We start from the raw sequence: 20,769 nt of genomic DNA, 5'->3' as shown, positions 1-20,769 counted from the left end.
CGCGCGTCGCGGGGCCGAGGCATCCACCGGTCCTACACTGACGCCATGGCCTCGCCTCGCACCGATCTCCTGCCGGATGGCACGCCTGCCCCGACGCGCCGCGTCGAGTCGGAAGCGGTCTACCTCGCCTTCGCCGGCGGCATCGCCGGCGCCCTGTACGGCTTCGTCGTCGCACTGCTCGCACCGTCGCTCAGCCTGGCCGACGAGGATCCGTTCGCGCTGTGGGCGGCGATCGGGGCGGCCGTCGTGGCCGCGATCGCCGCGACGATCGGCTACTGGCGCTCACGCAACCGGCCCGGTCAGGAGTGGCGGCGATCCCTGCCCTCATGGAAGTTCACGGTCAACACCATCTCGGTCGTGATCGTCCACATCGCACTCGCCTTCCTCGCGACGTACGCGCTGTACCGCGTCCTCGCGCTCGGCTTCATCGGCCTGCCGGTGATCACCTTCTGGGCCGTGGTCCTGATGACGGTCACCCTCGGACTGTCCGCCTACATCGTCTATCTGTCGGTCTCAAGCATGACGACGCAGCGGATGTCGTCCCTGCTCATGACGTTCATCGTGATCGGCACCTTGACCGCGATGGTCACGACCCCGGATCCGGAGTGGTGGACCGTTCATTTCAGCCACCTCGGCTCGTTCGATGCGCTGTCGAGCTGGATCTTCAACGGCACGCTCATCGCGGGCGGTCTGCTCGTCACGACCTTCGCCGTCTACATCGCCAACGACATGGAGGAGCAGGTTCGCGCCGGCGTCCTCGAGAACCCGCGAGGCGCGCGCGTCGTGCCGATCCTGTTCGTGGTGATGGGCATCATGCTCGCGTGCGTCGGGATCTTTCCCGTCGACGTGAACCTCGCTCTCCACAACATCTCGGCCTCCGGGATGGCCGCGATGTTCATCGTGCTGCTGGTGAGCGGGCCGACGCTCCTGCGCGGCATGCCCCGAAGCTATTTCGTGGCGTCCTGGTCCTTCTTCGCCGCGACGATCGCCTCGGTGATCCTCTTCATCCCTGCGGTCGGGTACTTCTCGCTGACCGCGTTCGAGATCATCGTGTTCGCGTTGATCTTCGGCTGGATCGCCGTCTTCATCCGCTTCCTCGAAGCGGCCGGTCGCGCCGACTGACCCCCGGTCATTCGATGTCGACCCAGACCTCCACGTCGTCGCCCGCGCCGCTGTAGTCGCGCACGATCAGGTCGAGAAGCAGCTTGGTTCCGGCGGGTACCGGCTCGATCGCGTACTCGAGCGAATCGAGGTCGGCCGAGACGCCCTCGTCACCGGTGCGCTGGTACACCCACTCGTCATCCTCCGTCGAGACCAGCGCGATCGGGAAGAGCGTCCCCTCGGGGTCGGGCGCGTAAGCGCCGAGGGTCCCACCGGCATCACGCGCATAGAAGTCCTGCTCGATGATCTCGCCGTTCTCGTCGATGACGATCGACAGGAGGGCATCCTCGTAGACGTCGGGGTCGTCGCCCGGGGCCACGTAATCCAGCGGGATGTCGATCACCGTGTTTCCGGTCCCCGGGTCGATGCCGATGCTCTGATAGACGAGCTCCGATTCCGCGCCGTCGCCGATCGTCATGTAGGTCAGGTCCGAGTCGGCCCGGATGCCGGTCCGGCCGTCCTGCTCGACGACATACGCCGGCATCTGCATGGCGTAGACCGACTCGCCCTCCCACTCGAACCCCACCGCGACGGTCGCCTCGACGACCGAGTCGGACGACCCGTCGGCGAGCGGGGCGAAGACGCTGAGACCCTCGTCTCCCGTGGTGGCCACGGGCGGTGCGCCTTCGTCGAAGGTCGCCTGTCCCGACGCGCCCAGCGTCTGTCCGCTCGCGTAGAACTCGGCGAGCGCCGCCGGCCACGCGGGGACGTCCTCGAGACGCATGTAGTCGTCGTAGAACCACGAGCGCAGCGGCGGGAAGTAGATGGAGAGCCCTGTCGACGCGCTCGTCGCCTCACCCGCGATGTGCTGGAGCACCATCGCGTCGAGCGCCTCGCGGGCGGTGGCCGCGCTCTCCGCCAGCTCCCCCTCGCCGTCTTCGATGAGGTTGTCGAGGAATCCGCCGAGGTCGATCTGATAGAAGCTCTGCGACGGATCGGGGTCGCGGCCGAACTCGAGCACATCGTGCTGCGCCAGCGCGAGGTCCGGCGTGTACGCCGCAGGGTCGGCGACGAAGTCCGCGGCCACGTCGTCCATCGCCGTCACCAGCGCATCGACGCCGCTCAGATCGAGGATGCCGAGCGTGATGTCGGAGACGGTGTCCTCCTCGACCGCCTGCTCCTGGAACCCCTCGAGCATCGCGGCGGCGAGAGTCGGGGCATCCGTCGACGGATCCTCCTCGATGACGGCGAGCTGCTCGTAGTTCCAGCCGTGCCCCGGCTCGACCTCCTCCGAGGCGACCATGTAGTCGGCGTAGGGCGCGAGCGAGCTGACCACCTCGTACGTCGCCATCAGGCAGGCGTCGAAGCCGAGCAGGTCCAGCTTGTCGACCCCGGCCGCCGAGAGCCCCTCGCCGATGCCCTGCGAGATCTCGTCGAGTTCGAGGGCATCCTCGTCATCGGTCTCGTCGGCCCCCATGCCGAGCCATCCGCCGCCGTGGTCCCACAGCAGCAGCGCATAGTTGTCGGCGGGGTACTCAGTGATCGCAGTCTCGATGAATGACGCGAGCGTGGCGGGATCGCCCGTGTTGAGCTCACCGAGGTCGTCGAGCTCGACGAACTCGTCCTGCTGCACCTCGAAGAGCTTCGTGTCTTCCCAGTCGTCGAGGTTGAGCACGCCGTCCGACGAGTAGTCGGGGCTGCGGTCGACCATCGTGACGATGTTGAGCTCTTCGCTCGACCCGACCGAAGCCATCTCGCTGAGATCGTCGAGCGCGTAGGGCTCGAGGTTGGTGTCTCCCATGACATACGCGATGAACGTCCACGAGGGTTCGTCTCTCGAGTCGGCCTCGGTGTCGCCGCCTCCCGACTGCGTGAGCACGAGCGCGACGATCGCCACGATCGCGACGAGGGGAAGCGCGACGAGGAGCATGAACCGTTCAGGTTTCACCGGTGATCCCTTCCATGGAGGGGAGCCCGACGAAGAAGACCCCCGATCCGTCGGCAGCGAGCCTAGATCGGGGGGTCTTGAAGGATCATCACCCGGCCTGGGCGATAGTAAGCGCCTTCCCTCAGTCGCGGCGCTCGTCCTCCCGGCGCTCGTGGGCGTCGCCGGCCGACTGATCGGACTCGGTATCGACCGCCTGCTCGGCTGCCTCGGAGTCGGCCGCGATGCCGGCGTCGGTCTCGGAATCGGCGTCGGCGTTCGTTGCGGAATCGGCGTGGGACTGCTCCTCCGCTTCGGAGGCCTCAGCCGACTCCCTCTCCTCGGCCCGCTCCGGCTCCTCAGCAGGCTCCGGCTCCTCGGCAGGCTCGGGCTCCTCGGCAGGCTCGGGCTCCTCGGCTGGCTCGGGCTCCTCAGCAGGCTCTGTCGCCGGCGTCTCAGCCGCGACGTCACGCTCCGCTTCGGCCTCCTGGGGCGCGGCCTCATCGGGCTCGGCCTCCCCGGGCTCGGCCTCCCCGGCCCCGCCCTGCGGCTCCGCGAGGTCGCCCTCGGCGAGATCCGGCGCCGCCGCGGCTGCGGCCGGCGGAGCAGCGGCGGAGTCGGAGACCTCGATATCGGGACCCTCCTCGATCACCGGCACCTCACCGGCCCGCGCCGTATCGGCGTCGTTCGAATCGATGTCGCCGGCCGAGGCATCCGTCCCCGCTGCGGTGTTCGAGACCTCGATGTCGGGTCCCTCCTCGATCAGGGGCACCGGCGTCTGCGCGAGCACGGCGGGAGCGATGCCCGCCTCGAGACGGCGACGCTCACGCCGCGTCATCGCCGCAGCCCCCACGAGCTCCGGCGCCGGAACCGCGTCGGCTCGCGCCGGCACGGGGGCGTCGCCCCGGCGGCGGGCAGCCCGCCGCTCCTTGGCGCCCTCGACCAGGTTGTAGAGCGTCGGCAGCACCAGCAGCGTCAGCACGGTGGACGAGACGAGGCCGCCGATCACGACGATCGCGAGCGGCTGCGAGATGAATCCGCCCTGCCCGGTGATCCCCAGCGCCATGGGCGTCAGTGCGAAGATCGTCGCGAGAGCCGTCATCAGGATCGGGCGCAGACGTCGCGATCCTCCGGCGATCGTGGCGTCGTGCGCTGTGAGACCCTTCGTCCGGTACTGGTTCACGAGGTCGACGAGCACGATCGCGTTGGTGACCACGATGCCGATGAGCATCAGCACGCCGATGAGCGAGGCGACGCCGAGCGGCACGCCCGTGATGATCTGCAGCAGGATCGCGCCCGTCGCCGCGAACGGCACAGACACGAGCAGCAGCAGCGGCTGGCGCAGCGACTTGAAGGTCGCCACCATGACGATGTAGACGATCAGGATCGCCGCGAGCATCGCGAGTCCGAGCTGTGAGAACGCGTCCTGCTGCTGCGACACGACCCCGCCGAGCGAGGCGTCCGCGGCGTCGGGCAGGTCGGCGGTCTCGAGCGCGGCGGTGACGGCGGCGGATGCTGCGGCCAGGTCGTCTGTGGAGGGGGTGACGGTCACCGTCGCGGTGCGCTGGCCCCGCTGTGTCGTGATCGAGGTGGGCCCCTCGCTCTCCTCGACGGTCGCCACCTGCTCGAGCGGGACCGGACCGGTGGCAGTGGGAACCGGCAGCTGCCGCAGGTCGTCGAGCGACGCGGGCGTCGACGGGGCCGCGAGGTAGACCGTGAGAGCGGTGTCGTCGATCTCGATCGACCCGATCGACTGCGGCTGCATCGTGCTGGACACGAGGGCGCCGACGGCGACCTCGGACAGGCCGAGCGCGGCGGCCGCGTCACGGTCCACCGTCACGGCGATGTAGGGCAGCGAGGCCGAGAGGTTGCTCGTGACCTGGCCGACGCCCTCCTCGCCTTCGACGGCGCTCACGACGGCGTCGGTCGCAGTCTGCAGCGTCTCGGAATCGGGTGCCGTCACGTCGATCTCGATGTCGCTCGATCCGAACCCGCCGCCCGCGGTGGCGACGGTGATCGTGCCGGCGTCCTCGAGGCCGGCAACGGCCTCCTGCACGTCCTCGCGGAGGGCGACCTGATCCACGGTCGGGTCCGTCGTGATGGAGTAGGTGATGCCGCTGCCACCGCCCGAGAAGGCGTCGCGCAGCGCCGACCCGCTGGAGCCGATCGACACCTGCACCGTCTCGATTCCCTCGATGTCGGCGAGAGCCGCCTCCACCTGCTCTGCGGCCGCGCTCTCAGCATCGAGGCTCGGCGCCTCACCGATCGTCTGCGTCATCGTGAACGTGTTCTGACCGGAATCGCCGAGGAAGTTCGTCTTCATGAACGGCGCCGCGGCGGCCGTTCCGACGAGCACCAGAACGGCGAGGAGCAGCGTGACCCACGAGTGCTTGAGCGTCCAGCGGAGGATCGGGAGGTAGGACTTCTGCAGGCGGCTCGGCGGAGCGTCGGGGTGCTCCGGGTCGATCGCCTCGCCGTCGGCGTCGAGCAGCGGCTTTCCGGGCCGCAGGAACCAGTAGGCGAGCACCGGCACGATGGTCAGCGCGACGAAGAGCGACGCGGTCATCGCGATCGTCACGGTCATCGCGAAGGGCCGGAAGAGCTCACCGGTGACGTCGCCGACGAAGGCGATCGGCAGGAAGACGGCGACGGTCGTGATGGTCGACGCGGTGATGGCGGCCGCCACCTCGCGCACGCCGAGGAGGATCGACTGCCGCTTGTCGGCGTCGCCGACGTAGTGGCGCTTGATGTTCTCGATCACGACGATGGAGTCGTCGACGACACGCCCGATGGCGATCGTGAGCGCGCCGAGCGTGAGGATGTTGAGCGAGTACCCGAAGGCCTGGATCCCGATGAACGTGATGAGCACGCTCGTCGGGATCGAGATCGCCGTCACCAGGGTCGCCCGCACCGAGAGAAGGAAGACCAGGATCACCAGCACGGCGAAGAACAGGCCGAGCAGTCCCTCCTTCGCGAGGGTGTCGATCGACTCCTGGATGTAGGGGGCCTGGTCGAACACGACGGTGAACTGCGCACCGCCGAGGCTCTCCTCCAGATCGGGGAGCACGGCCAGCACGCCGCGCGACACGTCGACGGTGTTCGCGGCGGGGAGCTTCGTGACGGCGATCGTGAGAGCGGGCTCGCCGTTCACGCGCGAGATCGTGGTGACCGGGTCGGGCCCCTGCGCCACGGTCGCGACGTCGGAGATCGTGACCGTGCCGGACTGCAGCTGCTCCGCGCTCGAGGGCACCAGGGGCAGCGCGGCGATCTCTTCGACCGAGGCGATCTTCGTGCCCGTCTGCACGGTGAGGGTCTCGCCCTCGGCCGTGATCTCGCCGCCGGGGAACAGCACGCCGTTCTCGTCGAGGGCGTCCCGGATCGCCTGCTGCGTGTAGCCGGCCTCGGCGAGAGCGGCCTGGTCGGGGGTGATCGTCACGCGCTGCCCGACGCCGCCGACGATCTCGGCGGCATTCACGCCGGGTACGTCCTCGAGGTCGGGGATGACGGATGCCTCGAGCTGCGCCTGGATCGTGGACTCGTCCTCGTACCCCGTGACCGCGAGCTGGATCACCGGGAAGTCATCGATGCTGGCCGAGATGACCGTCGGCTCGACGCCTTCCGGAAGGGACGGGATGCGGTTGATCGCCTGCGTCAGCTTCTGCTCGGCGGTCGCGAGGTCGGTGCCGTAGGTGAACGAGGCCTGCACGATGGACGCGTTCGTGGTGCTCGTCGCCGTCGTCGACTCGAGCCCGGGGACACCCTGGATGGCGGTCTCGATGGGCACCGAGACGTCGTTGTTGACGACCTCGGGCGACGCGCCGGGATACGTCGACACGATGATGAGCGTGGGGAACTCGATCGACGGGATGAGCTCCTGCTTGAGGTTCACGAGCGCGAGCGAGCCGAAGAGCGCCGCGACGATCGTGACGAGCGCGATCAGCGCGCGGTTCTTGAGGCTGAGGACGGCGAGGTTCGACACGGATGCCTTCGTGGGAATGATGCGACCGGTGGCGCGCCGAGCGGCGCAGGGATACGGGAATGTATCGAGTTCAGTATCTCACCCGGTTCCCTGATCGACGCCTGCGAGCAGGGATCATCGGAAGGCGTTCGCGACCAGTGCGCCGACGCCGAGGCCGGCGGCCGCGGCGGCCGCCGACAGCAGCAGCGTTCCGAGGAGGTTGGCGGCGGCATCCCGCCACCGTCCGCGCTCGGCGAGGAGGACCGACTCCACCGACACGGTGCTGAAGGTGGTGTAACCGCCCAGCAGCCCCAGCCCCAGCACGAGACCGAGCTGCGGCGCGACCACCGCGCCGAGCCCGGTCAGCACCCCGAGCGCGAGGGAGCCGCTGATGTTCACGAGCAGGACGCCGACCGGGAACCCGCGCCGGGCGGGTACCAGACGGTCGACGACGTATCGCAGTCCGGCGCCGGCGCCACCGGCGAGCGCGACCAGGAGCATCAGGAGCGGGCGACTCACTCGGCGACCTCGGGATCGATCGCCCCCGGTCGGGCATGAGCGCCCAGGCGGCCGACCGCGAGCCCGGCGACAGCGCCGGCGACGCCGGCGGTGACGGATGCCGCGGCGAGCGCGACAGCCAGGATCGGCGTCGTGAGCCACAGCGCCGTTTCGACGGCGAAGGCGCTGTAGGTGGTGAATCCTCCGAGCACGCCTGTTCCGAGGAATGCGCGCGCGTGCGGGCGCCGGTCCCCGAGTGCGCCGACCACGACGCCGAGGAGGAACGATCCGACCGCGTTGATCGCGAGCGTGACCCACGGCACCAGCGCGGGATCGGCGGCCGGCTCGAGCAGCGCGGCACGGGCGAGGACGCCGAACGCCCCGCCGACGACGACGTACCCGAGGGTCGGCAGGTCGACGCGGCTCATCCCCTCACGCTACTCGTCGGCCGGGCGTCGTCCTTTGGGCCGGATGAGCGCGATGATCGCCGATTCCGGCGACCTCGACAGGTCGAGCGTCTCGCCGTCGCGGTATCGCACGAACACGCGCGGGTCGATGTACGAGCCTCGCGCGACGGCGGGAGTGTTGCCGAGCGCTTCGGCCGTCGCGCGAACGGCCAGCTGCTCGGCGCGCTTGCGCTCGGCTGCGGTGTCGACCGTCCCGATGCGGGCGAGCGCCTCGGCGGCGAGGATCGTGCCGCGAAGCGTGCGGAAGTCCTTGGCGGTGAACCGCCCGCCGGTGAGCGAGCGCACGTAGGCGTTGACCTCGGTGGGAGTGAGCGCCACGCGACGCCGGCTGCGCTCCCACGCCAGCAGCGGCGACCGGGGGCGGCCGGCCGCGAGCAGCTCGACCGCGACGGAGAGCTCGTCGTCGTCGATCTCGAGGTACTGCCGCTTGCCGCTCTTGCCGGGGAAGGAGAGGGTGGTGACGGATGCCTCGACCGACGCGTCCCGGCGTTGCAGCGTGGTCAGTCCCCGGCTGCCGTTCGCGGCGAGGTACCGCTCGGAGCCGATGCGCGGCGCGGCCTGGTCGAGCAGGCGGAACGCGACCGCCAGGACCCGCTCCCGGTCGAGATCGCTGCGCCGAAGACCCGTCGTCACCCGGGCCCGCGCCCGCGGGAGAGTCTGCGCCAGCTGCAGCGCACGCGCGTACTTGCGGCGGTCGCGGCCCGCCGACCAGTCGGGGTGATACAGGTACTGCTTGCGCCCGGCGTCGTCGGTGCCGACGGCCTGGATGTGGCCGTCCGGGCGGACGCAGATCCACACGTCCTGCCAGGCAGGCGGGATCACCAGCGCACGGATGCGCTCGACATCGCGCTCCGGTGCGGAGCGTCCCTTCGCATCGAGGTACCGGAACCCGGCGCCGGCGCGCACGCGGCGGAAGCCGGGGTCGTCGAAAGGACGGACGCGCGACAGTTTCGGCATCCGTCCTCCCTTCGGTCTCTCGGTGTCAGTGGTTGCGCAGCATATCGATGAGCTCGGACTTCCTCTTGCCCGAGTACCCGGTGATGCCGAGCTCTCTAGCTCGGCTTCGCAGGTCGTCGACGGTCCAGTCGTCGTACGAGCCCGACTCGCCGCCGCGCTGCCCGACGTTCTCGCGCCCGTCTCGTGCCGCGGCATTCGAGATGCGCGCGGCCTTCTCTTTCGAGGCCCCGTCCTTGCGCAGCTCCTCGTAGAGCTCCGGGTCCTTGAGGCTGTTCGAACCCCGTCCCTGAGGCATCGCTCCTCCTCGCTTCGACCGATGGTGTGCGGCCACGTTACGACGCAGTCTCCCGCCGATCCGGGGGCTTGACAGCGGGCGCGGGTGGAGTCGGCCGGATGGATTCCGCGGACGGCACGTCCCCACGGGCGCGGCTACACCCGGAAATCCGGCGGCGTCAACCCCCTCCCCGCCGCGGGGGCATGGTGGGAGCGTGGGGTGGTGTCCACGAGACACCCGGTACGTCAACCCCGCGTATCGACGAAGGAGTAGGAGAACCTCCATGAACCTCGCACTCATCATCATCATCGTCGTGGCCGTGATCCTGGCCATCGTCGGCGGACTCAACACCGCCCTGAGCTGGCTGCTGTGGGTCGCGCTGATCGTCGGCGTCATCGCCCTGATCGTGTTCCTCTTCCGCGTCATCAGCGGAAGCCGGCGCGTCTGACGCCGGAGAAGTACTCCGGGGCCTTCCCCCCGAATACACGGATGCCGCGACCCATCGGGCCGCGGCATCCGTGGTTCTGTCACTGGCCTGCCCGGGCTCAGAGGTTGGCCTCCGCGTAAGCGCGGAGGGCGTCGCGGACGAACTCCGCACCCGCCGTGCCACCCTCGCTCGTGGCGTAGTTCGCCCCGAATCGCGGGTCGGCGACGTACATCTCGCCGAGCCCGATGACGTATCCCTTCACGTCGCCGCCGGGCGCGGCGGCGGGTGTGCCGGGAATGCCGGTGAGCCACTCGACATGGCGCTTGGCGACGGCCTGCGCCTCATCCGAGTCCGGAGCGACGCCGCTCTCCGCGGCGGCGATCCAGTCCCGTCCGAGGTCGGACGCGCGCTGCTGCCACGCCGCCTTCTCATCGGCGCTCATCGAGCGCCACCAGCGGTCGCCGTCGGCGTATGCCTTCTTGCCCCAGCGCTGCTCGACCTCGTCCTTGTACTTCGTGTGATCGAAGCCGTCGAACATGTTCTCTGCCATCAGTCGTTCACCTCCTCTCAGTGCCGTGATGGTGTTCTCGACCGAGGCGACCTGTCGCCTCAGCCGGTCCTGCTCCTGCCGCAGCCACGCGAGATGGCTCTCGAGGGCGGGGATCTCGGATGCCTCGCGCTCGAGCACCTCCGCGATCTGCGGCAGTCCCAGTCCGAGCTCGCGCAGCAGCAGGATTCGCTGCAGCCGGACGAGCGCGGACGGGGAGTAGTACCGGTAGCCGTTGTGGCCGATGCTCGACGGCGTGAGCAGACCGATGTCGTCATAGTGACGCAGCGTCCTGCTCGTCGTGCCGGCGATCTTCGCGATCTGCTGGATCGACCACTCGTCCTGGTTCATGTCTACGACGGTAGATGTTGACGCAGCGTCAAGGTCAAGTCGCCGTCATCGGACCGGTTGACCAACTCGCGATATATCGTGATACCTTCTCAGTACGCGATATATCGCGAGTAACCCCAAACCCTGGAGAACACCATGACCCTGGAGAAGTGGATCATCCACCCGGGCGAGACGCGCGTCATCGACATCGAGACCGTGCGCTCGCTGAAGGTCGGCCTCATCGGCGGCCAGATCGACGTCATCGCTCACGACGAGCCGGGCGCCCGCATCGAAGTGCACGGCGTGACCGTGAAGGACCTTCGCATCGAAGTCGTCGGCGACGCCGTCGAGATCGACCACCCGCAGCTGCGCTGGGACAACTTCCTCGAGGTGTTCCGCAACTTCACCGCGAGCGGCCCGAAGGCGGAGATCAGCGTCGCCGTCCCCCGCGATGTCGCCCTCAACCTCGGCGTCGTGAGCGCCAGCGCCCTTGTCGCGGGACTGCGCAACGGCGCCCGCCTGAACACCGTGTCGGGCGACCTCATCGTCGACGGGCTGACCGGTGAGCTGAGCGTCAACGCGGTCTCGGGAGACGTGCAGGTGCGCGAGCTCGTCGGCTCGCTCAACGCCAACAGCGTCTCGGGCGACGTCGCTGCCACCGGCACACTCGCCAAAGCCACCATCGACACCGTCTCCGGCGCGACGCTGATCGACTCGACGGGCGACCTCCTGTCGGTGAACATCAACACGGTCAGCGGCAACGCGACGGTCCGCGTCGACGAGGGGCATCCCGCCAACTACGTCGTGCGCAGCGTGAGCGGGAAGGTGCAGATCGACGGCGTCATGCGCTCCGGCAACGGCACCGGCCCGACCACCAACTTCACCGGCTCGGTCGGCGAGCTCAGCGGCAGCTTCGCGGATGTCCGCGCCAACACCGTCTCGGGTGACGTGACCGTGCTGCGCCGGCCGGCGGTCGCGGCATCCGCCCCCGACACCCCCCTCGAGCAGGCTCCCTCGTCCGACACGGAGGAGGAGCGGCGATGAGCCCCGTCTTCTCGCACGGCGATCTGCGCCTTTATCTGCTGAACCTCCTCGACGAGGGTCCGCGCCACGGGTACGACATCATGCAGGCGCTCTCCGACCGCACCGGCGGCACCTACACGCCGAGCGCGGGCACGATCTACCCCCGCCTGGCCAAGCTGGAGGAAGAAGGACTCGTGACGAAGACCGTCGACGGCCGCAAGACCGTGTACGCGATCACCGAGGCGGGCCACGCCGAAGTCCAGGCCCGCGCCGGAGAGCTCGAAGGCATCGAGGCCGGGCTCGCCGACTCCGTTCGCCTCATCGCCGACGAGGTGCGCGGCAGCGTTCGCGAGGCGATGCGGAGCCTCCGCGCCGATCTGGCGGCCGCGCGGACCCAGGAGCGGGAGACCGCGACCGCCGACCCCATCGGTTCGGACGACCCGCGCGTCCTCAGCCGCGAGCAGCTGCACCGCGCGGATGCCGCGATCAACGACTTCCGTGGGCGGGTGCGATCGGATCTTCGCTCGCACGTGGCGCGCGGAGGGGAGCTCGCGGCGACCTTCGTCGACGAGCTGACGGCCGAACTCGACCGCATCGCCCGGGACGTCACGCGCGCGACGCGAGGCTGACCGGACGCGAAAGCACGAGGGGCAGGAGCCGGCGATGCCGGCCCTGCCCCTCGTTCGCATCCCGCCTCAGGCGGGCCAGATCTCCTCGTCGTCGGGCACCGGCTCGCCGAGAGGAACGACGAGGATCGCTCGATGCTGACGGTGAGCCAGGCGTGCGGCGACCGAGCCGGTGAAGAACTCGCGGATCGACTCGCCCAGGCCACGCTTGCGCGTGCCCACGACGATGAGCTTGGCGTCGACCTTCTCGGCGAGGTGCTTGATGGACATCGCGGGGTCGCCGACGAGCTGCCGCACCGTCCAGCGCAGGTCATGCCCCTCGAGGAACGTCTGCGCGGTCGTCTGCACCTTCTCGAAGTCCGCCTCGCCGCTGGCGATGTTCATGTCGATCGGCGCAGAGTGCACGTAGCCGTCCGGATCCTCGTACGTCACGAAGCGCGTGACGTCGACGTGGACGACGATCAGTGGAGCGCCCAGCAGCCTCGCATAGCGGGCTCCCTCGGCCAGCACGCGCGTCGACTGCCCGGGGACCACGCCGACGATGACACCGCCACGCAGCTCCTGGTCGTCGACGGCGGCGGCCTCCGCCGCGTCGGATGCCTCGTCCGTCATGCGTCCTCGCCCCTTCGTCGCACCGATGCCATGACCGATACGGAGCCGGCCGGGGTGCGGAGGCTCCGTGTTATCCTGAATGCTACTCTTACCGGCCTCGAGCCGGCGTCGTTGCGGCGGGCACTCGAAAGCCCGCGACTCACAAATGAGGGGGTCTCGCATGGGGCGTGGCCGTCAGAAGGCGAAGCACACCAAGATCGCCCGCGAACTCAAGTACGACGTGCACAGCGTCAACTACGGTGCGCTCGAGCGCGAGCTCGGGCACCCCGCCGACGATCAGTACGTCGACAAGTGGGCAGACCAGTACTCCGACGAGTACGAAGACGAGAAGGCGTAGTCCTACGCACTCCTCCGGTGCCGCCTGAGCGCGTACCTCACCATGCGCCGTGACGGCGTTCCCAGTCGTCCTCGACGGTGTGCGTGCGTGCCGCGATGACTCCCGCGGGGATCGCCGCAGCGATGACGGCGGCGAGGACGACGAGCGGCATCGACCACGAATCCGTCGCCTCGTGGAGCAGGCCGATCCCGAACGGGAACACGGCCGCGATGGCGTAGCCGACGCTCTGCGTGAACCCGCTGAGCGCAACCGAGCCCTCGTGCGTGCGTGCGCGGAGGCCCAGCAGCACGAGGATCATCGGGAACAGCAGCGGAGCGAGGCCCAGCAGCGCCACCCAGAGCCCGGGAGCGGCGGCCGGCGCGAGCAGCAGGCCCGCGATGCCCGTCAGACCCGTCACGACCGAGACGGCGAAGAGTGCGCGCGTGGCGTTCAGCCGGGTCACCAGAAGGGGCACGGCCAGCGACGCCGGCAGCCCCATGAACGCGAACAGCGACAAGAGAACGCCCGCCAGCGCAGGGGTGACGCCCGCGACATCCACGAGGATGGTCGGAAGCCACGCGAACGACGTGTAAGCGACCGTGCTCGACACGGCGAACCCGACCATGAGCGCCCAGGCGAGCGGCAGACGCCACATCCGGCGAAGCACTCCCGGCGCGGCCGCCTCGATGTCGTCATCGCCGAGCGCGGCCTTGCGCCGCGCAGCCAGGCCGATCCACGGGATCATCGCGACGACGGCGAAGACGGCCCACAGCCCGAGCGAGAAATGCCAGTCCGAGGCATCCGCCACCGGCACAGCGATGAGGGGCGGCACGAATGTCGCGACGGCCATCGTCGTGGAGAACACCGTCGTGAGCAGCCCGATCCGGTCGGGGAAGTAGCGCTTCACCAGCGGCGGCAGGAGGATGTTGCCCGACCCGACGGCGGCGAAGATCAGCGCCGTCCCGGCCAGCAGCAGCGCGGAGTTCGGCGCGACGGCCCGCGCGATCAGCCCGAGCGTGACCACGGCCATCGCCGCGACGGCCAGGCGCTCCAATCCGAATCGGCGCTCGAGCGCCGGCGTGACGAGCCCGAAGACGGCGAAGCAGACGGGCGGAGCCGTGCCGATGAGTCCGATGACCGCCGGGGGCACCGCGAAGTCCTCGCCGATGTGGTCGAACAGCGGCGACAGCGAGGCGACGGCCGACCGCAGTGAGAACGCGAACAGGACGATGCCGACGAGGGCGAGGGTGCGTCCCTGCCACAGCGGGCGGGCGGGGGAACGACTCACCGGTCAAGCCTAGGCCGGTGAGCGGATGCCTCGGCGACAGCCTCGCGCTGCCCGTCAGCTCTCCTGCGAGCCCTCGACCCAGGCCAGGTACTCCTCGGTGACCGTGCCGGTGACGTACCGGCCGTCGAAGCAGCTCATGTCGAGATCTTCGACATCGGACCCCTCGAGGATCGCCGCCTTCAGGTCTTCGACCTCCTGGTAGACCATGTAGTCGGCGCCGAGCTCCTCGGCGATCTCGGGGATCGTGCGCCCGTGCGCCACGAGCTCGTGGCGAGAGGGCATGTTGATGCCGTAGACGTGAGGGAAGCGCACCGGCGGAGCGGCGGAGGCGAACGTCACGCTCTTGGCTCCGGCATCCCGAGCCATCTGGATGATCTGCTTCGACGTCGTGCCACGCACGATCGAGTCGTCGATGAGCAGCACATTCTTGCCCTTGAACTCGCTCGACATCGCGTTGAGCTTCTGGCGCACGCTCTTCTTGCGGGCCGCCTGGCCGGGCATGATGAACGTCCGGCCGACGTATCGGTTCTTGTAGAACCCCTCGCGGTACTCGATGCCGAGCTTGCGGGCGACCTGCATCGCGGCGGGACGCGAGGAGTCGGGGATCGGCATGACGACGTCGATCGCACCCTTCGGCGTGTACTTGGCGATCGTGTCGGCGAGACGCTCGCCCATGCGAAGCCGCGCCTCGTACACCGAGATGCCGTTCATGACCGAGTCGGGGCGTGCGAGGTACACGTACTCGAACGAGCACGGCACGAGCTTCGGATCGGCCGCGCACTGACGCGTGTGGAGGTGCCCGTCGAGGTCGACGAACACCGCCTCGCCGGGGTCGACGTCGCGTACGACCTCGAACTCGCCGTTCTCGAGCACGAGCGACTCGCTCGTGACGACCCACTCGTAGCTGCCGTCGTCGTTCTTGCGCGTGCCGAGGATGAGGGGCCGGATGCCGTAGGGATCGCGGAAGGCGAGCAGTCCGTGCCCGGCGATGAGCGCGATGGCCGCATACGAGCCTTCGACGCGCTCGTGCACGCGGCTGACCGCCTGGAAGATCTGATCGGGCTCGAGTTCGACGCCCGAGATCGAGGCCTGCAGCTCGTTGGCGAGGACGTTCACCAGCAGCTCTGTGTCGCTCGAGGTGTTGAGGTGGCGGCGGTCCTTGTGGAACAGCTCGTCGGTGAGCTCGCGCGTGTTGGTGAGGTTGCCGTTGTGGACGAGCACGATGCCGTAGGGCGCGTTCACGTAGAACGGCTGTGCCTCCTCCTCGCTGGAGGCCGTGCCCTTGGTGGCGTAGCGGACGTGACCGAGTCCCAGGTTGCCCAGGAGCGCGCGCATGTCTCGAGTGCGGAAGGCCTCGCGCACCTGGCCCCGCTCCTTGTGCACGTGGAAGACCCCGTTGGTCTCGGCGGTCGCGATTCCCGTCGAGTCCTGACCGCGGTGCTGCAGCAGCAGGAGTGAGTCGTAGATCTCCTGGTTGACCGCGCCGCGGCCCACCATCCCGACGATTCCGCACATGGGCTGTTACTTCGCTCCGTTGTCGTTGTATGAGCCGACGAGACGCACGGCGCCACCGTCGACGCCTTTGGCGCCCTGCTCGAACTCGCCCTCGGGGCGGGCTCCCGAGTGGACGACGCCAACCTGCCATGTGGCGATGCCCTCGGCGGTGAGGGCGGATGCCGCGGCCGCCGCCTTCTCAGGCGCGACCACAGCGAGGAAGCCGATGCCCAGGTTCCAGGTGCCCTCGGTCGCCTGCAGCTCCAGGTCGCCGAGGTCGGCGAGAACCCGGAAGACCGGCGGCGGAGACCACGTCGAGCGGTCGACCTCGACCCACGTGCCCTGGGGCAGCACGCGCGCGAGGTTGGCCGCGATCCCGCCGCCCGTGACGTGGCTGAGCGCGTGCACGGCGTCGCCGGTCGCGGCGATGAGGCGCAGGAGCGGCTGCGTGTAAAGGCGGGTGGGCTCGAGGAGGGCCTCGCCCCACGTCGTGCCGTGGCTGCCGAGGTCGCCGGCGCGGTCGCCGTACTGCACGCCCGCATTGGCCACGATGTGGCGCACCAGCGAGTACCCGTTGGAGTGGAGGCCCGAGCTGGCGAGGGCCAGCACCACGTCACCGTTCTGCACGCGGTCGGCGCCCAGGACGCGGTCGGCCTCGACGACGCCGGTGGCGGCACCCGCGACGTCGTAGTCGTGGATGCCGAGAAGTCCGGGATGCTCGGCCGTCTCGCCGCCGACCAGTGCCGTGCCGGTCTCGGCGGCGCCCTGCGCGATGCCGCGCACGATGTCGGCGATGCGCTCGGGGAAGACCTTGCCGCACGCGATGTAGTCGGTCATGAAGAGCGGCTTGGCGCCCACCACGACGATGTCGTCGACGACCATGCCCACGAGATCGAGGCCGATGGTGTCGTGCTTGTCGATGGCCTGGGCGATCGCGACCTTGGTTCCGACGCCGTCGGTGCTGGTCGCGAGCAGGGGCTTCGCGTAGGCGCGCAGCGCACTCGCATCGAAGAGCCCGGCGAATCCGCCGACCCCCCCGAGCACCTCCGGACCGTGCGTGCGCCGGACCGCAGACTTCATCAGCTCGACCGCGAGGTCACCGGCGGCGGTGTCGACGCCCGCAGCGGTATAGGGATTCACCGGGGCGTCGGGGGAAGGGGCATCGGGCGAAGAGGAGGCCACGCCTCCAGCCTACCGGCGGCGCGCCCGGGCGGATGCCGCATGACGGCGCACCACAGGCACGCCGGCCGAGGCATCCGCCCCCCTGCCCCGTCACGAGGGGAGGAGATGGAAGGACGGGAGGACGGATGCCGCGCCCACGGTCCTCCCTCGGTGACATCTCCTCCCGCGGTGCCCCCGGTCTCGAACGGAGGTGTCCCCCCGTCCCGTCACGAGCGGAGGAGGTGGCACGACAGGAGGACGGATGCCGCGACTTCTGTCCTCCTCCGGTCGCATGATCCTTCGCTCGTGACCATTCCTACGTCAGGGTCGCCCCCGATGAAGGCCGGCCGCGACCGCCCGCATGATCGACAGCTGCACGGCCGGCCAGTCCTCCACGATCTGGATGTACCCGACGCGGATGACGTGATACCCCATCAGCCTCAGCTGGGCGTCGTGTGCGTTGTCGTCCGCCCGCTGACGCCCCACGTGGTGACCTCCGTCGACCTGGAGGATCAGGCGCTCCCCGATGAGGAAGTCGACGCGGTGCCCGGCTATCCACACCTGGGGCACGATGCGCACATCCATCCAGCGAAGCCGGACCGTGACGAAGGTCTCGAGGCCGGAGTCTGAGAACGGGCTGGCTTCGGTCACGATCCGGCGGGCCACGCCCGGCAGGGGGAGTCCGAGGAGGGAGTCCTTGTCGACGAGCCGCTTATTCAGCGCGGATTCGACGACCGCGAACGCCGATTCGTACGGCTGGCACGCGCAGACGAGGGCCAGTACGTTCTCGATCGGATCTTCAAGAGAGTCCGGATGCCGCGGCACCAGGGGCCGCGCCCGATGCACGCGCGCGCCCGGTGCCGCGGACACGCGCCCGGCGTTCGGGCTCGCGGCGACGTGCGGAGCGGGGTCGGCGCCGTCGACCCAGAGTTCGAGGCGGCGTGCCTGCGTCACGCAGGACAGAGTGACGCCGGCGCGGGCGGCCGCGAGGCGCAGCGGGTCCGCTGTCCGCAGCGCCACCCACAGACGCCGGACGGCGACCAGCTCGCCCGCTGCGATCACCGCCGCGATGGTGCGCTGCGAGTGCCCGGCCTCCACCAGGCGGGCGCGACGTGCGATGCCGCCTGCCGCGACGACGGCCGCGAGCACCGCCGCGGCCCGGCGGGCCGAGGCATCCGTCCTTCTCATCCCGACATGCTCGCGCCGCGCGACGAGCGAGTCGGAATCAGTCCGCGCGGCCGCGGAATCCTTGCCGCCTCGGCATCCCTGGGGAGGAACGAGCGGAGGAGAGGGAAGGACGGGAGGACGGATGCCGCGCCCACGGTCCTCCCTCGGTGACATCTCCTCCCGCGGTCACGCCGGCACGGGACCAGCGGCCCTGCGGGGGCTGCCCGACCTACAATGTCGGCATGGGCGGCACCGGTGCTCCGGAGTGGCTGATCCGCGAGGACGCAGGTCAGCCGGTGCTGCTTGCCCTCTACCTGCGTCAGGTGCTCGGCATCCGGTCGCCCGACGAGCTTCCGCACCTGCGGGGCATCCCTCCCCGCGTGCACGAGAGGGACGACGAGGCTCAGGCCCTGCTGGAACGGCAGTGGCGCGAGTACTGGGCGATGACCGTCGAGCCGCAGGCGCACCCCTCCCCGGTTCCGCTCGACCTGGTCGACGGGTTCGACACGCTCCTCGCACTTCCATCCGAGGGTGCCGAGGCGCTGCGGTCGGCCGTCGTCCCGCACGCCGCCGAGGCGCTCGCGTTCGCCCAGTCCGTCCACGCGCGGTATCGCCGCGACGCCAGCCACAGCACCGGCACGGCCTATCGGGCGTATGCCAGCGCGATCGCCGAGCACGAGCGCCAGGTCGGCCGGCGCGCCCACTCCTTCGAGCTCAACGTGCAGGTGCTCCCGCTCACGCAGCGCGGCGTGTGGTGGATCGGTTCGCTGACCATCGCGGTCACCGACGGCCTGAGGGGCGACGTCGCGGCATTCGACGCGGCGATCCACCCGATCATCGCCGAGCTCGCCTAGCGGGTCGGTGCTGCAGCGACGGGTCAGTGCTGCAGCGACGCCGGCGGCAGGTCGAACCAGCGGAGGTGCTCGAAGTCCTCGCTCAGCCGCTCGTCGGCGACGTGGGCCGGCTCACCGTCGGCGTACGGGTCGGGCAAGGACGCGAAGAGGGCACGCGCCTCGTCGAGGTATCCGGCGAGCGCACTCTCGGGCGCGCGGTCGTGGTGCTGCGGGAAGGTCAGGCGTCCTTCTGCGTCGTAGGCCAGCTGATCGAGCCGCAGCGGCGGTTCGACGAGTCCGTGCTCGTGATGCCACAGCCCCGATACCGGGTCGAACCGGTAGTGCGGCACGAGCTTGTAGCCATGGTCGGCGATGAGCGACACCGCCTCGACGATGTAGTCGAAGACCGCGTCGCTGAGGAAGTAGTTGAAGCTCACGCGCACCCAGCCCGGCTTGATGCCCTCGCACCCGTGGGCGATCTCGCGTTCGAACTCGTGCGAGCGCTCCAGGTCGATGCCCAGCAGCCGATGCCCGTAGGGGCCCGCGCAGGAGCAGCCCCCGCGCGCCTGGATCCCGAACAGGTCGTTGAGGATCGCGACCACGACGTTGTGGTGGAGATAGCGGCCACCCGGCCGGGTGATCACGAACGAGACGATCGAGAGGCGGTCGGCGCTCGGGCTCCCGAGGATCTGGATCGACGGATGCCCCTGCCACGCGCGCCGGGCACGATCGAGGAAGCCCCGCTCGAGCTCGCGGATGGTGTCGACGCCGACGGCATCCTTCAGCGCGAAGACGAGTCCCGCCCGGATCGACTCGATGATCGCCGGAGTGCCGGCCTCTTCCCGGTGGGCGGGATCGGACAGGTACCGGTGCTCGAACGGGTTCACATACGCGACCGTGCCCCCGCCGACCGCTTCGGGAACGGTATTGGTCAGCAGCCGCCGGTTCACCACGAGCACGCCCGGCGTGCCCGGGCCGCCGATGAACTTGTGCGGTGAGATGAAGACCGCATCCTCGTCGGACGCGTCGACGTCGATGTACGGGGCGGCCGCCGCGAAGTCCCAGAACGCCAGCGCGCCGTGCGCGTGCAGCACGTCGGTGAGGCGCGCCGTATCGGTCAGGATGCCGGTCACATTGCTGGCGGCGCTGAAGGAGCCGATCTTGAGCGGCCGCTCGGCGAACCGCTCGAGTTCGGCCACCAGGCGATCCACGTCGACGTGGCCCTCCGCGTCTTCGGGGATCGTGACGACATCGGCGATCGACTCCCGCCAGGGCAGTTCGTTGCTGTGGTGCTCGTAGGGGCCGATGAAGACGACGGGACGCTGCGCAGGCGGGATGCTCGCGGTCAGGGCATGCTCGCGATCGAGGTCAGCGGGGATGCGCAGGCCCAGGATGCCGATCAGCTTGTTGATCGCGCCGGTGACCCCGTTGCCTGCGAAGATCACGACCGTGTCGGGGGTGCCGTGCACGCAGCGGTGGATGATCGCGCGGGCATCCTCGCGCAGGCGCGTCGTCTGCAGCCCGGTCCCGCTGGATTCCGAGTGCGTGTTGGCGTACCGCGGCAGCACCTCGTCACGGATGAAGTCCTCGATGAACGTGAGGGCGCGACCACTCGCCGTGTAGTCGGCATAGGTCACACGGCGCGGTCCGAACGGCCCGAACATCACCTGGTCGTCGCCGATGACGGCCTCGCGGATGCGCGTGATGATGGGCGGCTCTGCCCTCATGGTGCGAGGGTACCGCGTGCCCCCGACGGGCGCAGGAGG

General features: G+C 69.6%; 18 protein-coding genes and 1 pseudogene. 6 read left to right on the top strand and 13 right to left on the bottom strand.

From position 1 onward, the window contains the following. Positions 1-45 precede the first annotated feature (45 nt). Positions 46-1,122: a DUF998 domain-containing protein gene (locus HF323_RS12975; RefSeq protein WP_169583023.1), complete on the top strand. Its 1,077-nt coding sequence runs from the start codon at positions 46-48 to the stop codon at positions 1,120-1,122. 7 nt (positions 1,123-1,129) lie between these two features. Here HF323_RS12975 and HF323_RS12970 read toward each other — a convergent pair whose 3' ends face one another. The 6 genes and pseudogenes from HF323_RS12970 to HF323_RS12945 form a co-directional block, all read right to left on the bottom strand. Then, positions 1,130-3,049 carry a clostripain-related cysteine peptidase gene (locus HF323_RS12970; RefSeq protein ID WP_169583022.1) on the bottom strand — a complete coding sequence of 640 codons (1,920 nt, stop codon included), beginning with the start codon at positions 3,047-3,049 and terminating at the stop codon, positions 1,130-1,132. 883 nt (positions 3,050-3,932) lie between these two features. Beyond that, a pseudogene (locus HF323_RS12965) lies at positions 3,933-7,004 on the bottom strand (efflux RND transporter permease subunit); the annotation flags it as partial. 114 nt (positions 7,005-7,118) lie between these two features. Next, the gene (locus HF323_RS12960) at positions 7,119-7,502 is read right to left on the bottom strand and encodes a CrcB family protein (protein WP_317451074.1); all 384 of its coding nucleotides are present in this window, start codon (positions 7,500-7,502) and stop codon (positions 7,119-7,121) included. Then, a complete protein-coding gene (locus tag HF323_RS12955) occupies positions 7,499-7,909 on the bottom strand; it encodes a CrcB family protein (RefSeq protein ID WP_169583020.1) in 411 nt (136 codons plus the stop codon). The genes HF323_RS12960 and HF323_RS12955 overlap by 4 nt, the downstream gene beginning before the upstream one ends. Before the next feature lie 9 nt (positions 7,910-7,918). Continuing rightward, positions 7,919-8,905, bottom strand: a complete 987-nt coding sequence (locus tag HF323_RS12950; RefSeq protein WP_169583019.1) for a DNA topoisomerase IB — start codon at positions 8,903-8,905, stop codon at positions 7,919-7,921. A gap of 25 nt (positions 8,906-8,930) precedes the next feature. Then, a complete protein-coding gene (locus HF323_RS12945) occupies positions 8,931-9,200 on the bottom strand; it encodes a Rho termination factor N-terminal domain-containing protein (RefSeq protein ID WP_169583018.1) in 270 nt (89 codons plus the stop codon). A gap of 262 nt (positions 9,201-9,462) precedes the next feature. On the opposite strand from HF323_RS12945, the gene HF323_RS12940 reads away from it, so the two are divergent. Then, positions 9,463-9,627, top strand: a complete 165-nt coding sequence (locus HF323_RS12940) for a hypothetical protein (RefSeq protein ID WP_169583017.1) — start codon at positions 9,463-9,465, stop codon at positions 9,625-9,627. A 97-nt stretch (positions 9,628-9,724) separates the two neighbouring features. Here the strand turns inward: HF323_RS12940 and HF323_RS12935 are convergent, their stop codons facing one another. Continuing rightward, positions 9,725-10,504, bottom strand: a complete 780-nt coding sequence (locus HF323_RS12935) for a MerR family transcriptional regulator (RefSeq protein ID WP_169583016.1) — start codon at positions 10,502-10,504, stop codon at positions 9,725-9,727. 135 nt (positions 10,505-10,639) lie between these two features. Here HF323_RS12935 and HF323_RS12930 point away from each other — a divergent pair, with 135 nt between their 5' ends. Together HF323_RS12930 and HF323_RS12925 are read left to right on the top strand one after the other, a co-directional pair. Then, positions 10,640-11,527: a DUF4097 family beta strand repeat-containing protein gene (locus tag HF323_RS12930; RefSeq protein WP_169583015.1), complete on the top strand. Its 888-nt coding sequence runs from the start codon at positions 10,640-10,642 to the stop codon at positions 11,525-11,527. Next, positions 11,524-12,135 carry a helix-turn-helix transcriptional regulator gene (locus HF323_RS12925; RefSeq protein ID WP_169583014.1) on the top strand — a complete coding sequence of 204 codons (612 nt, stop codon included), beginning with the start codon at positions 11,524-11,526 and terminating at the stop codon, positions 12,133-12,135. Before HF323_RS12930 ends, HF323_RS12925 begins: the two co-directional genes overlap by 4 nt. Positions 12,136-12,201: 66 nt before the next feature. Here HF323_RS12925 and HF323_RS12920 read toward each other — a convergent pair whose 3' ends face one another. Continuing rightward, positions 12,202-12,744: a universal stress protein gene (locus HF323_RS12920; RefSeq protein WP_169583013.1), complete on the bottom strand. Its 543-nt coding sequence runs from the start codon at positions 12,742-12,744 to the stop codon at positions 12,202-12,204. A gap of 160 nt (positions 12,745-12,904) precedes the next feature. Between HF323_RS12920 and HF323_RS12915 the strand changes: the two genes are divergently transcribed. Then, on the top strand, positions 12,905-13,081 hold the full coding sequence (locus HF323_RS12915) for a DUF3073 family protein (RefSeq protein WP_169583012.1): 177 nt from the start codon (positions 12,905-12,907) through the stop codon (positions 13,079-13,081). A 37-nt stretch (positions 13,082-13,118) separates the two neighbouring features. Here the strand turns inward: HF323_RS12915 and HF323_RS12910 are convergent, their stop codons facing one another. The 4 genes from HF323_RS12910 to HF323_RS12895 all read right to left on the bottom strand — a co-directional run bounded on the left by HF323_RS12910 (position 13,119) and on the right by HF323_RS12895 (position 18,191). After that, positions 13,119-14,348, bottom strand: a complete 1,230-nt coding sequence (locus HF323_RS12910) for an MFS transporter (protein ID WP_169583011.1) — start codon at positions 14,346-14,348, stop codon at positions 13,119-13,121. A gap of 54 nt (positions 14,349-14,402) precedes the next feature. Next, positions 14,403-15,863: an amidophosphoribosyltransferase gene (purF, locus tag HF323_RS12905; protein WP_169583010.1), complete on the bottom strand. Its 1,461-nt coding sequence runs from the start codon at positions 15,861-15,863 to the stop codon at positions 14,403-14,405. A 6-nt stretch (positions 15,864-15,869) separates the two neighbouring features. Beyond that, positions 15,870-17,024, bottom strand: coding sequence for a phosphoribosylformylglycinamidine cyclo-ligase (purM, locus tag HF323_RS12900; protein WP_317451075.1), 1,155 nt, complete (start codon positions 17,022-17,024; stop codon positions 15,870-15,872). Positions 17,025-17,324: 300 nt separating this feature from the next. After that, the gene (locus HF323_RS12895; protein ID WP_169583009.1) at positions 17,325-18,191 is read right to left on the bottom strand and encodes a DUF559 domain-containing protein; all 867 of its coding nucleotides are present in this window, start codon (positions 18,189-18,191) and stop codon (positions 17,325-17,327) included. 221 nt (positions 18,192-18,412) lie between these two features. Between HF323_RS12895 and HF323_RS12890 the strand changes: the two genes are divergently transcribed. After that, complete coding sequence (locus HF323_RS12890) at positions 18,413-19,024, top strand: zinc-binding alcohol dehydrogenase (RefSeq protein WP_169583008.1); 612 nt, start codon at positions 18,413-18,415, stop codon at positions 19,022-19,024. Between the two features lie 23 nt (positions 19,025-19,047). Here the strand turns inward: HF323_RS12890 and HF323_RS12885 are convergent, their stop codons facing one another. Continuing rightward, positions 19,048-20,730, bottom strand: a complete 1,683-nt coding sequence (locus HF323_RS12885) for an aminotransferase class V-fold PLP-dependent enzyme (RefSeq protein WP_169583007.1) — start codon at positions 20,728-20,730, stop codon at positions 19,048-19,050. Positions 20,731-20,769 lie beyond the last annotated feature (39 nt).

The organism is Microbacterium sp. MF43 (assembly GCF_012847295.1).
Classification (GTDB): Bacteria; Actinomycetota; Actinomycetes; order Actinomycetales; family Microbacteriaceae; genus Microbacterium.
Note: the sequence above shows the minus strand (reverse complement) of the source record. Positions and strands in the feature narration are given on the sequence as shown.